Source organism: Pseudoalteromonas sp. PAST1 (genome assembly GCF_021532515.1).
Taxonomy (GTDB): domain Bacteria; phylum Pseudomonadota; class Gammaproteobacteria; order Enterobacterales; family Alteromonadaceae; genus Pseudoalteromonas; species Pseudoalteromonas simplex.
The window spans coordinates 64,925-78,856 of record NZ_JAKGBH010000003.1 but is presented as its reverse complement, the minus strand read 5'-3'; the positions used below and the strand labels follow the sequence as shown (position 1 = coordinate 78,856).

Below are 13,932 nucleotides of genomic sequence, written 5' to 3'. Positions count from 1 at the left end.
AGCGGTACATTGTCGCTGTAGATGCATTTTGATAATATAGTTGCCTAGGCATTTAATTTTAACAAGTCCGGGTTGTTATGTTTGAATCATCTTTGCTTGCGCAGCTTCACGCTCAATTTCCAGCTCATCAATTTAGCCCAGAAGGTTTGTCGGTTGTTCACACAGGCCGCTTTGCCAATGCCATTGTTTATCGTTATAAAGACGCGCAATTTGATCTAATTATTAAAGACTTTCAGCACAGCCCGTGGTGGGTGAGAAAAACCATCGCGCCGCTATTTATCAATCAAGAGTACAAGGGGCTGGCACGCCTGCAAGACGTAGACGGAGTGGTCGATAACTTTTGTCGTTTGTCATCAATTGCCATCGCTTATGATTTTATTGAAGGCACGCCACTTCGCCAGCTTGCCTTGCAACAGCAGCATTTACCGGGTGATTTCTTTAAAGAGTTTGAGCGTTTGGTAGCAAAAATGCATCGCCGCGGGGTGGTGCATCTGGATTTACGTAATTTGGGAAATGTGATTTGTTCAAAAGATGGCAAGCCTTATATTATTGATTTTCAGTCAGCGATTCGCTTTGCACGCTTTCCGCGCTGGTTACAGCGTTTTATGCGTGGTGCCGATATGAGTGGGGTTTATAAGGCGTGGCAGAAGTTAGCCAAAGACTCGTTACCGCAAGCAAAGGCGGATTATTTGCATGACTTTAATCATGTGCGTAAGCGTTGGATTTTTAAAGGTTATCCGATTCAACGTGCCTATTTGTGGTGTAGCGGAGCAGTTACTCAGATTCTTAATTCTGAATTTGTTCGCAGTATATTAGATAGATTGTAAAAAGCGCGCTTGCACGCGCTTAGTGGGGAGAACTAGTATTTAGGCCAACCGTTTGCATCCCAATTCAGGGTGCTGATGAGCAATTTAGGGGTGCCATTGTCACCTGCATCATAGGCATGACGAACAATCACATCGGTATTTAAAATGTCTTGTCCCCCTGGACCTACCCATTGGCTGTTACCCGCATCTAGAATGCTACCGCCGCTAGCTAGCATGTCGGTGCCATTTTTATCTAGGTATGGGCCGCGAATGTCACTAGAGCGACCATATGCAATACGGTAAGTACTATTCGTGCCATCACAGCATTTGCCAACTGAAACAAACAAATAGTAATAGCCTTGGCGATACACTATGGTAGGCGCTTCGATGCCACCAGAGCGACTTGCTAAAGAGTAGATTTGACCAAATGGTTTCATGGTCATTGGGTTAATACGCGTTAGTTTAATACCCGAATTCCATGAACCAAAGGCAAGCCAAGGTGCACCATCTTTTGCCACCACAAGATCAGGGTCAATGGCGTTATAATTATTGCTATTGGTCGTGTTAATGACTAAACCATCATCACGCCAATCACCGGCTGCTACACTGCTTGCTGATGTAAGGCCAATAGCGCTAACACGTGAACCAAAGGTCGAAATCGAATAATAAAGCCAGCTACGACCATTGTAGCTTTTTAATTCAGGCGCCCAGACATCAATTCCATCATGATCTGGCACATAGTTGCTCCACCAGCTTAAACCATTTGAGAAAATCGGTTGCGCATCATTCCAATCTACACCGTTACTTGAATATTTACCGTAGATACCAGGGCCTGTTTGAAAAACCCACCAAGTGCCATTTTCATAGCCAAGGGTAGGATCGTGGGTGACTAAATTACCAGTAAGTGGCCAGTGATCTGCTGCGCCATTGGTTGTGGATGGATCCCAAGGGGTTGATTCAACATTAGCAAGCTTGGTTAGCTGCCACTGCTGTGCATCGCTGCCGTTGTAGCTCCACTGGCTAATATTTGCGCCATCGTTGCCATCAAAAGCATAAAGGTCGAGTGCCTTACCACTGTGATCGTTAATGAAGCTGTAATAGCCGCTACCTTCATCATTAATTTGCCAGTGTTGGCTGGCAACATCAGCATACTCATATTGCACCACATTACCGCCATCAGCAGTCGAGAAGTCAAACACTTCGAGGGCTTTACCACTGTTTAAGTTAATAACCGAATAGTTGCTGCCACCTATGTTAGTGATTAACCAGCGCTGGGTGTCGTGATTAGTGTCAGCCCACTGACTAACATTCGCACCATCGTTGGTTTGCGCGCTGGCTACTTCAACAAATTTAGCACTGTACTTTGATTTAATGGTGTATACGCCATTATCAATCGCATAAGCATTGGGCAGTATGAGTGTTGCTGCCAAGCTGAGTGCAGCTAGGGCTTTTTTTGAAAGTATCATTTTGTCTCCAAATCATTGTTATTGAGCTTTCCTTGTGTGTTCTGCTCCTTGGATGAGTTTTGATCAACACCAATTAATTAAGAGTAATGGTGCAAATGAAAACCATTTATAATACTTTATTATATTATTACCTTTGTGAAGGTTAATGGTAAAAATAATTAACAAAAATTTTACCTTCAACTGTTTTGGAAGGGACTTTAGTGTTTAGCTGAGATACAAAAAAGCCACTCAGTGAGTGGCTTTTCGGATGTTATTGAGTAATAAACTGGCTGGGAATATCCCATTTGAGGGTATGCAGTTGGCCTTGCCAAGTTTGGATGGTGATCCACAGTTTATCATCTGCTGATATGGTTTTAGGAGCTATTGCGTGGGCGTGCTGACCATGATTGGTGCCATGCATTATGCCTTCTTCATCTTTAGCAAACTCCGTTAGTGCTAAAGGCGCTTGGCCAATATTTAAATACGCCTGTCGAACATTGCTTATGTCACCTTGATTAAAGGCGATAAAGAAATCCTTCACATACTCATTGTGGTGTGAGTACGGGGCATCTTCATTTAGCGGCATCGGGGCGATTTTAAATTCGCCCGCTTGTTGCTCTTGCCAAAGTGCAGGAAACTGAGGGTTTAATGACTGATAAATAAACCATACAGGTAAAGCCAGTACCACAGCATGTAAAACATACTTTTTACGTTGCCACCAAGTTGCTTGTAAACGAGCCATTAGTTTGCCTCCTGAACGTTATTCACTGGCGCTGATTGGCGCGCTTTTACAGGTTTGTTATTTACTAATTTTGCGGCGTACATCATAAAACCAGTGATCGACATACCACTTAAAATCAAACCAAAGATAAACCAAATAACCTTTGTCCACAGACCGCCAATATTACCGTAATGCAGCGGATCGGCGATATGCGAAAGGGTGAGTAATCCCGACATGGTTTCTGGGCTTTTACTTGCTGCAATTTCACCCGTCCAAGGATTGATTGAAGTTGAGTAAGCGTAGTTATCGTAGAAAATAGTATCGCCACCGCCCATGATATTAAACATGCCGCGGTTATGCTCTGGCAGCATCACATAACTAGGTTTGAAATCTGGGAATTTCTCTTTGGTAATAGCCAGTGCCGCTTTTAAATCGGTTGGCGGTGTTTGTTTATTCGCAGGCAAAGTTGAAACCGCCACGAGCGGTGCATGCTCTTCTATGTCTATTTCGTTATGCCACATGATGGCTTGCACTAAATACCACAGGCCTGTGAGTGCCATTACTGCCATAAACCAAATTGACCAAACGCCACTTAGGGTATGTAAATCTTTTAGGAAGGTTTTTTTGCCTTGGTTAAAACGTAGTTTTGGCTGACTAAATGCACGCCAAAAGTTTTTATAAATCACTAAGCCTGTTACTAGTGCACCTAAAATAACAAAAGCCATGGCGCTGACAAGATAGTAACCTACGCTGTAACCCTCTTGCCAAGGGAAGAATAGCCAGCCGTGCAGGGTACGCATAAATTCAATGAATGAGATCGTTTCATTAACCGCTTGTACTTCGCCAGTGTATTGATTGACGTAAGCCACAGCGTAAGGTTTGTCGGTATCAGTGAAAATAACCGCATTTACCAAGTAAGGCTCATAATTGAGTACACTCATTACATCGGCAGTCGGGTAGGCTTTTTCAACGCTATTAATAACTTGATCAACACCAAGTGCTGGTAAATCATTTGGGTTGTTTGCACGTGCTTCACTGTTGGTCAGCCAAGTAAGCTCATGGCTTATCACAGATACAGTGCCTGTGACGCAAATAAAGCAAAATAGCACCCATACTGGGAGCGAAAACCAACCATGTAGTTGGAACCAAAGACGTTTACTCATGGTAAAAATAGCCCGACGTTAATTGATGATAGTAATTGTTATCATTTAAATTGTACTACAATCTTTTGAGTAAACACAATCTCTGTCGACGAGCTGCAAAAAAGGCGCTTTAAGCGCCTTTATCATTAGTTTGGTTGAGGGTAACAATTCGTTGTGGGAAAGGTATTTCGATATCCGCCTCTTGAATTACTTTAAATACATTGCGGTTCACCGCTAATTTAGTCTCAATAATTTTGGTGGTTGGCACCCAAAAGCGATAGCTCAAGGTAACACCGCTCTCAGCAAAGCGCTCGATACCGACTTGTGCATGAGGAGAATCACTAACTAGCTCATGATCGTTTAGCACCTTTTCGATAAGCTCAATTGCAAGGTCTGCATTGGCATCATAAGCGATGTCTATTTCACCTTTAACTAACGAATAGCTAAACGAGTTATGTATAATTTCGCCAACAATATGTTTGTTAGGAATGGTGATTTCGACTTTTTCTTCGTTAATCAGAATAGTGTGACCAAGTTCAATGGTTTTAACTTGCCCACTGACGCCTTTTACTTCGATGGTATCGCCAACAACAAATGGCCTTGTTGCAATGATAGCAAGGCCCGCACCGTAGTTTGAAAGCATGCCTTGCATTGCTAAACCAGCACCTAAAGATGCGGCACCAATGGCAGCGACAAATGGGGTCACGCTAATGCCAATTTTGCCAAGGGCAATAACTAAGAACATAATGATCAGCAATACTTTGATGACATTGCTGACAAAGTTGGTGAGGGTAATATCGATATTGTGACGCTGCATGAGGCCAGCAACCATGTTCGATACTTTTTGCGCAATCCATAGGCCAATAAATAGAATTAAGATAGCACCTAAAATTTGCATACTGTAGGTGACCAAATATTCCATAATCAGATTGTAGTATTTTTCGACTTGCTGAATTTCTGAGTCAATCATGTGTTTTCCTAACAAGGTTACTGCGAATTATGACTATACCAGAACATGCTGAATAACAGGATAGAGTATCGGCACTATTATCGCGCTGAGAAGCGCACTTAATGCCATCGCCACAGAGGCAAAGGCACCGGCTTTTGGCTGATCACTAATCAGTGATGCTGTGCCAATGGCATGGCAAGCAGTACCAATAGCAACACCTTTTGCTTGGGCATTGCGAATATTTATCAGCGAGAAAATCAAATTACCAAATATTGCCCCAAGTACGCCAATAAAAATCACCATGGCTGCCGCTAAAGAAGGTATGCCGCCTAGCGACTCTGTTACTAACAAGGTGATGGGGGTTGTTACAGATAAACTTGCTAAAGATGCGCTTAACTGTGCTGGGGCTGCAAAAAAATAACAAATAAGCGACGCGACAAAGGTGGCATTGATCACCCCTAAACTACAACTTATGAGAATTAGCAGCAGGTTCTTTTTGACATGGATAAATTGCTGATAAAGCGGTAAAGCCAATGCCACAATGGCAGGCTCAAGCAACCAGCTTAGAACTTTACTGTGCTCGGCAAAAGGCTCATAGGGGAGCTTCAGTGCCACTAACAACGCTGCAATTAACACAATTGCCCAGCACACAGGGTTACTAAGCGCTTTAACAGTGGCGTGCTGGGTTTTCGTGTTTAAAAATCGCAGTACTAAGAAAAGTACAATAATAAGCGGGACGCTGAGCCACCATAAACTAACTGTCATTTTCACGGCCCTTAAAATAGGCGATAACAGCGCCTATGATTAAAACACTACTCAGTGGCACGACTATAAAAATAGTCAGTAATAAAGGCCAGTTCTGTGAAATTAAACCCAGATGTTCAATAATACCAACCCCTGCAGGGATGAAGAACAACGGCATGTAATTAAGTAAAGGGCTGGCTGTTGGTTTTAAATGCTGTTCTTTAACGAGGCCTGTTAACAGTAGCACGAGCAGTAACACCATACCGAGTAATGGAGCAGGGAATGAGCTTTGAAGCAAAGTCGTTAAAAACTTGGCAACGGCTAAGCAGGTAAGAATAATAACGCTACTGATAAGGTATTTCATAAGTCAGGATAATTGTGAATAAAGTACAATTACATCATACCCTTGTCAGTTGTACTATGCGACTTTAGCTTACCATGATTTGGCATTATTAAACTTGATATCCTCTGCGCCTTTCGCTTTTGCTATCGCTTTTTTAGTATTTGGATTCATCAGTAAGCGAATTTGACTCCAGGTTTCTTTAGCGAGAATCTTGCGCTGCTGTGAGCGAAAGCTTTGCTGTGTGATTCGTTTAATTGCAGCAAGGGTATCCGGCGAGCGCGCCATGAGGGTTTCTAGTACGGCATTGGTTTGTTTATCAACGTCATCAGTAAGTTGTGTAACTAAGCCATATTCTTTAGCGTCTTCAGCCGAGACAGGCCCTGCATGACTTGCCAACCAAAGTGCTTGGTCACGCTTCATTAAACCAGCAAGCACCACGTTAGCCCCCATATCAGGGCACAAGCCCCACCGGGCTTCCATGATCGCTAATTTAGCGTTTTTATCGACGATGCGATAATCAGCGCCGAGTGCGATTTGCATACCGCCACCAAAGCAGTGTCCGGTTACTTTTGCAATCACCGGAATACTTAAGTCTTGCCAACCTAGCACCACTTTTTGCGCTAGATTTTGGTTTCCTGGTAACCATTTGAATAAAAGTTTAATGATATTACTCGGCTTTTTCATCACCGCAGCAACATCCAGTCCAGAGCAAAAGTGTTCGCCTTCGCCAGAGATAACCACCGCACGTAAGCTGCGATCACGTTTAATTTTTTTGATTACGTTTGAAAGCTCGACAAACATGGCAAAACTCAGCGCATTTTGTTTCTCTGGACGAGCAAGGCTAACCCATGCGACTTGTTGTTTTATTTCTAGTTTTATCATGGTAACTCCTCTGACCTGTTTGCTAGAGCTTACGAGTTAATTACAACTAAGTAAAGAATTGCTGATGTGTCGCAAGGAATCATTAAATTTTCCAAAAATGGGTAACCTTGTCATATATTTAGTTACAAATTGGTGTATATTTTTAAAACAAAGGTGCTAGTTCGCAGCTAGCTTTGTTTTGTGATTAGTTAGATACTTTCGCAAAATCTCATGACACGACTAGACTTAGTTTTAAGTCGCGCTACTAGGAGTAAATATATGCTGATGGGCAAAACAGCTCGCATAACTAAACAATCATCTCGTTCCTTGGCTTTTGCTGCAATTTCTGTCGCATTAACAACTACATTAGTTGGCTGTTCAGATGATAAAGCACAACAACAAACTACGCCGCCACCGGCCGTATCAGTATTTAATGTCGTCACACAGGAAGTTGGTAATTACCGAGAGTTTGTCGCGCGTACTGAAGCATTCCAAGAGGTTGCGATTAGAGCCCGAGTTGAGGGGGAACTCATTGAACGCCACTTTAATGAAGGCTCATCGGTTGAGAAAGATCAGCTTTTATTACGTATTGACCCATCTGAGTATCGCTCAACTGTTGCAGAAGTTGAAGCTGATTTAAAAAGTAAAATTGCCGCAGCGGGCGCCGCTGAAAGAGATTTAAAACGTGGTAAAGATGTGGCTGCGCAAGGTTTTATTTCACAATCAGACCTCGATAAACTCACCACAAATTTTGAACAGGCTACAGCAGCTGTAAAAGCCGCGGAAGCTGAGCTTGAAAAAGCAAAACTTAATTTAAGCTATACTGAGATACGCGCACCGTTTGCAGGGCGCATCGGTAAAGTGAACTATGATGTGGGTAATATTGTTGGGCCATCATCCAATGAGCTTGCAGAGCTGACCGATGTTGACCCAATTTATGTAAGTTTTCAGGTTGAAGAAGCTGACTACATCTCTTATCGCCAAAATAATCAAGCACCTTCAGATAAAGACCCTCGTGATGTGCCTATCGACTTAACTTTGCGTTTACCAAACAACTCAACTTTTGCTGATAAAGGCGAACTTGATTTTGCAGATACCAAAATTAACCGCAATACAGGCACGGTTGAGCTAAGAGCCGCTTTTGATAACCCTGATGGCATCGTTATGCCGGGTCTATTCGTCACTTTAATCGTTGAAAGTACGAATAAACAAGACTTGGCACTCATTCCTCAAGTTGCAGTGCAAGAAAACCAGCAAGGAAAGTTTGTACTCGTTGTTGATGACGAAAATAAAGTGGCTATGCGGATTGTTAAGCTGGGTCGTCGTATTAATGCAATGTGGGTGGTTGAATCTGGTTTAGAGGCGGGTGAAAAAGTCATTATTGAAGGTTTACAAAAGGTACGCCAAGGCGCTGAAGTGAAAGCTGTTGAAAAAAATGTCGATGAAACAACCGGCACTATTTCTAGCAAAGCTAACTCTTAGGAGTGAGATATGATCAGTAAAACCTTTATATCTCGCCCAAAATTTGCCTTGGTAATTTCGATTGTTATTACCATAGCGGGTTTAATTTCAATGGCCTTGCTGCCTGTGAATATGTACCCGCAAATAACCCCTCCGCAAGTACAAATTAGTGCCAATTACCCGGGGGCAAGTGCGCAAATTGTTGAAGAGTCGGTGATCCGGCCCATAGAAGAGCAAGTTAATGGCGTTGAAGATATGATGTATATCGAATCAACATCGTCGAATAACGGCACGGCCAACATAACTGTTTACTTTAAAGTCGGTACAGACACGGATATAGCCCAAGTTAACGTACAAAACCGTGTGGCACTTGCTGAAGCAGGGTTACCTGAAGAAGTTAAACGCCAAGGTGTATCGGTTAAGAAAAAGTCGAGTTCGATGCTTCTCGGTATCAACCTGTACTCTAATCAAGAAAATATCGACGCTATTTTCTTAAGTAACTATGCAACCAATTACTTAACCGAGCCACTTGGCCGTATTAATGGGGTTGCCTCTGCTGAAGTAATGGGGGAGCAAACCTATTCAATGCGCTTGTGGTTACGCCCAGATCGAATGGCATCATTAGGTTTAACTGTGTCAGAAGTTCAAGCGGCACTGCAAGAGCAAAATACCATCGTAGCCGCGGGTAAGCTGGGTGCTGCACCCTCAGCACCGAGTCAGCAATTTGAGTATTCGATTCAGGCTAAAGGGCGCTTAAAAACCCCTGAAGAGTTTGGCCAAACCATTATCCGCTCGAGCAAAGATGGTAACTTTGTGCGCTTGAATGATATTGCCCGTATTGAATTAGGTGCAGCAAGCTACAGCACAACAGCAAAGTTAAACCAGCAAGACACTGCATTCATCGTTATTTATCAGCTAACAGAAGCGAATGCGACGCAAGTAGCTGCTGATGTAAAAGCCCGTATGGCAGAGCTGGCTAAACAGCTACCTGATGGTGTTGAGTACTCAATTCCTTATGACACCACAGAGTTCATCAATCGCTCGATTGATGAAGTGGTCGTCACCCTTGTCCAAGCGGTTGGCTTGGTTATTTTAGTGGTATTTTTATTCTTACAAAATTGGCGCGCTACGCTCATTCCAACGGTGGCTATTCCGGTATCCTTGGTGGGGACTTTCGCGTTTATGATGATGATGGATTACTCCATCAACTTAATCACCTTGTTTGGTTTAGTACTTGCAATAGGTATCGTGGTCGATGATGCCATTATCGTTATTGAAAACGTTGAGCGAATACTAAAAGAAGAAAAGCTGCCAATTAAAGAAGCGGTTACCAAAGCGATGGAGCAGGTATCGGGGCCAATCGTGGCAACGACCTTAGTATTGCTTGCGGTGTTTGTGCCAGTAGGCTTTATGCCGGGAATAACCGGGGAGCTTTATAAACAGTTCTCGGTGACGATTTCATTTGCGGTACTCATTTCTTCTTTAAACGCACTGACATTAAGCCCTGCATTGTGTGCTTTATTGTTAAATGAAAAAGCCATGAAGCCGATTAAATGGTTAGCCCCATTCGAAAATATCATTACTCGTTCGACCAATGGCTACAGTAAAGTTATTAACTTTATCCTCAAACGTACCGCGAGAATGGCATTGTTTGCGGTGGTTATTTTTGCAGCTGCAGGTTGGCTAGTAAAAACAGTGCCTACAGGCTTTGTACCAGCAGAAGATCAAGGCTTTCTTTTTGTTGATGTGCAATTACCAGATGCGGCAGCTAGTGGTCGTACCCAAGATGTAATGCATAAGCTGGGCGAGATTGTAAAAAATGAACCAGCGGCAACTGACTTTATTGCGGTTTCTGGCTTTTCATTACTCGGTGGTGCGGGTTCTAATAATGCGCTTGGTATTGTGGTACTCAAGGATTGGGAAGAGCGTACCAGCCCAGAGCTTGGCTTACGTGCAGTACTAACGCGCCTGATGGGGCAGTTCTGGGCGATGCCAGATGCGCAAATCATGGCCTTTAATCCGCCTTCAATACCTGGACTTGGCACAAGCGCAGGCTTTGAGTTTAGGTTACAAGACAGTGAAGGACGCGAGCCTGCTGAACTTGCACAAGTGTTAAATGGCTTAATTTATGAAGCGAACCAGCGTCCAGAGCTGTCAAATGTTTACAGTACATTTAGAGCAAATGTGCCACAGTATTTCCTTGAAATTGACCGTAATAAGGCAAAAGCTCAAGGGGTGGCGCTTAGCGATATTTTCTTAACCTTGCAGGCGCAACTTGGCTCGTTATACATAAATGACTTTAACCAATTTAGCCGTACTTACCGCGTTATCATGCAGGCGGAAAGCCGTTTTCGTCAAAACCCAGCAGACTTACAGTACTACTATGTACGTAATGATGAGGGAGCAATGGTGCCGCTCACTACATTGGCTAAGCTGGAGCCAATTTTAGGCCCTACAAGCTTAACGCACTTTAACTTATATCGTAGTGCAAGCATTAGCGGACAACCTGCAGCGGGTTATGCCAGTGGTGATGCCATTAAAGCAATGCAAGAGCTAGCTGAGCAATTACCTACAGGCTATGTGTATGAGTGGGCTGGGCAGTCTAAACAAGAGATTGAAGCGGGTAATATGGCGCCAATCTTATTTGGCTTAGCGGTGGTATTTGTGTATCTATTCTTGGTTGCGCAATACGAAAGCTGGACAATTCCGTTTTCGGTCATTGCAGCGGTACCGTTGGCGTTATTTGGTGCCATGCTTGCGCTGTATGTGATTGGTATGGAAAACAACATCTATGCGCAGGTTGGTTTAGTGCTACTGATTGGCCTATCCACCAAAACCGCTATTTTGATTGTTGAATTTGCTATGGAAGAGCGTGCGGCAGGTAAAGGTATTTTTGAAGCGGCTCTTAATGCGGCAAGATTACGCTTTAGGGCCGTATTGATGACGGCATTGTCGTTTGTACTTGGCGTATTACCGCTGGTGTTTGCAAGTGGCGCAGGGGCTGGCAGTCGAATATCGCTCGGTATTACCGTGTTATTCGGGATGTTAGCTGCAACCATTTTTGGCACCTTACTTGTTCCGCTATTTTATACGCTCGTGCAATCAATGCGCGAAAAGATAAAAGGCACAGCAAGTGCTGAGTAAAATCTGTTATTAATTACAAAAAAGTCAGGGCAACCTGGCTTTTTTTTTGGTAAAACTCAAAAGAGGTTTGTTATCATAGCCAGATTCAAAGCGATACACATGTGCAGAGGTTTAAGGAATGGCTGGTCCACGCTTATACAGTGAAGAAGAAGTAACTCATCAGGCTTATGATATCTTTTTAGAATTAGCGCCTGATAATTTAAGCGAGCAAGATATTGCTGATTTTAACGAGCACAGAGAAGAGCTTGGCTTTATTGAAGAAGGTGAGCCTGACGAGCAGTGGCAAGATTTTGTTGCACTAGAAATTGAACCTGAGCTATTTGTGCAAGTCTTAGTAGGACTTGAATTCGACAATCAAGATATCTTGTTTGCGAAAATTTTAATTAGCCGAGACAAAGATGCACCGTTTTGCCACATTCTTTGGAAAGATAGCGAATAACTCTCCAGCCGATGTTTGACTCTACTTTTAGTTGTTTTAATTCAATAAAACGAATTATTTTGCCCGCCCTGCTAGTTTGCAGTTGGCAGGCTTTTGCTGTTGATCCGTTTGAAGACTTTCATGAGTACGGGCAATTATCAGAAGAAGAAATCCATAAAATTCATAAAGGCGAGTTGCTGTACGGAGATATGGAGTTTGGTTTTATGGTAAGCCGCGGTAATACCAACTCAACTAGTTTCAAACTTAAAGGTAACCTTTACCAAGATTTCGAAAAGTGGCGTAACCAATTTAAGCTCGATACTTTATACAAACGTGACCGTAATGAAGAAACCGGTGATGAAGAAGTTTCTGCTGACCGTATTTTTGTATCAGGCCAAGGTAACTATAAGCTAAATGTGAAAAATGAGTCATTTTTCATTTACGGTGACTACGAGCGAGATAAGTTTAGTGGTCTTGAGTTTAAGAGCACCATAGCGACGGGTTACGGTAACCGCATTTACCAAGGCAGTAAGAATAAAGTCGATATCGATGTGGGCCCTGGTTTATACCGCTCGGTGGCTGATCAAGAGACTGCAACAGAAGAAGATGAAACAAAAACCGGTTACCTGCTTCGTCTAGCGCTGCAGTGGGAGCGTACGGTTTCTGCTCGTACTCGCTTTAATCAAGATGTCAGTTATGAACAATCATTGTCAGGGTTAAACTCGCGTTTAAAATCAGAAACATCCCTGATCAGCAAAATTATGGGTGATGTATCACTCAAATTTACCTACATGTATCGCTATAACTCAAAACCAGAGGAAGATAAGCTCAAGTACGATTCTGAGCTGAGTGCAACCTTTGTTTATAGCTTTTAAGAGAATACTTCAGAATGTATCGACATAAACAGTACGCTATTTTTATTTTTGTTATTTTAGGCTGGATTGGCGCCTTCATTGCCTTAGCTTGGAACTTAATTGGTGCAGATATTCCTCTTATGGTGTTTAGCGCTATCTTAGTGCTGGTGGCCTTTTTGTTTCATGGCTTAACGATTAAGGTGAGCGATAAAACACTAAGCTGGGCATTCGGTCCGGGTGTATTTGGAAAAACCGTGACTTTTGATGAGATTGAATCTGTTCGAGCGGTAAGTAATTCATTTCGTCATGGTATTGGTCTGCGTATCACCCATGATGGCTGGGTTTACAGTGTATCTGGATTTAGTGCTGTTGAATTGGCGATGAAAGACGGTACGCACTATCGCTTAGGAACCAATGACCAAGAAGGTTTACTTGCTGCGCTTAGAGAGCATATTGCTGAACCAGAGCCTGCTCTAGATGCTCAGAAAACTGTTGCATAAGCACAAATTTGAGATATAAAAAAGCGCCAGTGGCGCTTTTTTTATAGTAATAGTTTAGTGGCTGTGACCACAACCACCTTCACCGTGCACATGACCATGTGCTAATTCTTCTTCAGTTGCATCGCGTACTTCAAGTACTTCAACATCAAAATGAAGGGTAATACCTGAAAGTGGGTGGTTACCATCTACAATAACGTCTTCGTCTTGAATTTCGATGATCATCACTGATTGGTCGCCAGCGTCAGTCGTAGCGCGGAACTGCATACCCACTTCAATTTCCATACCTTCAAACATTGATTTTGGTACTGCTTGCATTAGGTCATCGTGACGCTCACCATAGCCTTGCTCAGGCTCAACTGTTACGCTGAATGTGTCGCCCGCTTCTTTACCTAATAGCGCATTTTCGAGGCCTGGAATTAAGAAACCCGTGCCAACGATAAACACTAGTGGCTCGCCATCGAAAGAGTTGTCGATGGTGTTTTTGTTATTATCCAATACTGAATAATGCATTTTTACCACTTTGTTTGCTGCTACGATCATAGTC

The 13,932-nt window shown here is 43.0% G+C and carries 14 protein-coding genes; 6 read left to right on the top strand and 8 right to left on the bottom strand.

What is annotated here, in order from left to right; translation table 11 throughout:
- Positions 1-77 precede the first annotated feature (77 nt).
- Positions 78-827, top strand: a complete 750-nt coding sequence (locus L1272_RS02105; protein ID WP_054554316.1) for an RIO1 family regulatory kinase/ATPase domain-containing protein — start codon at positions 78-80, stop codon at positions 825-827.
- 32 nt (positions 828-859) lie between these two features.
- Here L1272_RS02105 and L1272_RS23180 read toward each other — a convergent pair whose 3' ends face one another.
- The 7 genes from L1272_RS23180 to L1272_RS02065 all read right to left on the bottom strand — a co-directional run bounded on the left by L1272_RS23180 (position 860) and on the right by L1272_RS02065 (position 7,032).
- Positions 860-2,272 (bottom strand): family 43 glycosylhydrolase, encoded by a 1,413-nt coding sequence (locus tag L1272_RS23180; RefSeq protein WP_054554317.1) that lies wholly within the window; start codon positions 2,270-2,272, stop codon positions 860-862.
- 250 nt (positions 2,273-2,522) lie between these two features.
- On the bottom strand, positions 2,523-2,993 hold the full coding sequence (locus L1272_RS02090) for a hypothetical protein (protein ID WP_054554318.1): 471 nt from the start codon (positions 2,991-2,993) through the stop codon (positions 2,523-2,525).
- Positions 2,993-4,144: a PepSY-associated TM helix domain-containing protein gene (locus L1272_RS02085; RefSeq protein WP_235372654.1), complete on the bottom strand. Its 1,152-nt coding sequence runs from the start codon at positions 4,142-4,144 to the stop codon at positions 2,993-2,995. Before L1272_RS02085 ends, L1272_RS02090 begins: the two co-directional genes overlap by 1 nt.
- 100 nt (positions 4,145-4,244) lie before the next feature.
- Positions 4,245-5,084, bottom strand: coding sequence for a mechanosensitive ion channel family protein (locus L1272_RS02080; protein ID WP_054554320.1), 840 nt, complete (start codon positions 5,082-5,084; stop codon positions 4,245-4,247).
- Between the two features lie 33 nt (positions 5,085-5,117).
- The gene (locus tag L1272_RS02075) at positions 5,118-5,828 is read right to left on the bottom strand and encodes an LrgB family protein (RefSeq protein WP_054554321.1); all 711 of its coding nucleotides are present in this window, start codon (positions 5,826-5,828) and stop codon (positions 5,118-5,120) included.
- Complete coding sequence (locus L1272_RS02070; protein WP_054554322.1) at positions 5,818-6,171, bottom strand: CidA/LrgA family protein; 354 nt, start codon at positions 6,169-6,171, stop codon at positions 5,818-5,820. Before L1272_RS02070 ends, L1272_RS02075 begins: the two co-directional genes overlap by 11 nt.
- 69 nt (positions 6,172-6,240) lie before the next feature.
- Entirely contained in the window at positions 6,241-7,032 is a 792-nt protein-coding gene (locus tag L1272_RS02065) for a crotonase/enoyl-CoA hydratase family protein (protein ID WP_138600264.1), read from the bottom strand.
- 258 nt (positions 7,033-7,290) lie between these two features.
- Between L1272_RS02065 and L1272_RS02060 the strand changes: the two genes are divergently transcribed.
- The 5 genes from L1272_RS02060 to L1272_RS02040 all read left to right on the top strand — a co-directional run bounded on the left by L1272_RS02060 (position 7,291) and on the right by L1272_RS02040 (position 13,388).
- Positions 7,291-8,493 carry an efflux RND transporter periplasmic adaptor subunit gene (locus tag L1272_RS02060; protein ID WP_228482648.1) on the top strand — a complete coding sequence of 401 codons (1,203 nt, stop codon included), beginning with the start codon at positions 7,291-7,293 and terminating at the stop codon, positions 8,491-8,493.
- 9 nt (positions 8,494-8,502) lie between these two features.
- Complete coding sequence (locus L1272_RS02055) at positions 8,503-11,616, top strand: efflux RND transporter permease subunit (RefSeq protein WP_054554324.1); 3,114 nt, start codon at positions 8,503-8,505, stop codon at positions 11,614-11,616.
- A 118-nt stretch (positions 11,617-11,734) separates the two neighbouring features.
- A complete protein-coding gene (locus tag L1272_RS02050) occupies positions 11,735-12,055 on the top strand; it encodes an HI1450 family dsDNA-mimic protein (RefSeq protein WP_054554325.1) in 321 nt (106 codons plus the stop codon).
- A 59-nt stretch (positions 12,056-12,114) separates the two neighbouring features.
- Positions 12,115-12,909 (top strand): DUF481 domain-containing protein, encoded by a 795-nt coding sequence (locus tag L1272_RS02045; protein ID WP_370316364.1) that lies wholly within the window; start codon positions 12,115-12,117, stop codon positions 12,907-12,909.
- Positions 12,910-12,923: 14 nt separating this feature from the next.
- Positions 12,924-13,388, top strand: a complete 465-nt coding sequence (locus L1272_RS02040) for a hypothetical protein (protein WP_235372631.1) — start codon at positions 12,924-12,926, stop codon at positions 13,386-13,388.
- A gap of 54 nt (positions 13,389-13,442) precedes the next feature.
- Here L1272_RS02040 and L1272_RS02035 read toward each other — a convergent pair whose 3' ends face one another.
- Entirely contained in the window at positions 13,443-13,928 is a 486-nt protein-coding gene (locus L1272_RS02035) for an FKBP-type peptidyl-prolyl cis-trans isomerase (protein WP_054554327.1), read from the bottom strand.
- Positions 13,929-13,932 lie beyond the last annotated feature (4 nt).